Origin of the sequence: Methanoculleus sp. UBA413 (genome assembly GCF_002502935.1) — an archaeon.
GTDB classification, from domain to species: Archaea; Halobacteriota; Methanomicrobia; order Methanomicrobiales; family Methanoculleaceae; genus Methanoculleus; species Methanoculleus bourgensis.
Window position 1 is genome coordinate 1,192 of record NZ_DAQR01000021.1, and the last position, 349, is coordinate 1,540.

1 protein-coding gene is annotated in these 349 nt (G+C 52.4%); it reads left to right on the top strand.

Annotation, left to right across the window (positions count from 1 at the left end):
* Positions 1 to 65 precede the first annotated feature (65 nt).
* Positions 66 to 349, top strand: a 284-nt coding sequence (locus BP858_RS01840) for a PAC2 family protein (RefSeq protein ID WP_286878689.1), incomplete at its 3' end; no start/stop codon positions are given.

Genomic DNA, 349 nt, shown 5'->3' on the forward strand with positions numbered 1-349 from the left:
CTGCATAATATTTTTAAGGGACATCCAACTATGTTAAACTAATCCGAAAGTGAGTGGTTGAACCCATGGACGATATAAAGGTCATATCCAGAGCGCTCGCCGGCGCTGAAAAAACGGTACTGATAGGGTTCCCCGGCAGCGGACTTGTCGGGAGTATTGCCCTGCAGTACCTGGTCGACCAGATGGACTTCGATCAGATAGGGGCGATCACCAGCAAGTACTTCCCACCGGTTGCTCTCATGACCAGGGGAGTGATCAACGCCCCGGTGCGTCTCTACGAGAAGGATCACCTCGCCGCAATCATATCCGATGTCCCCATCCACCCAATGATCTGCTACGAGGTGGCAAA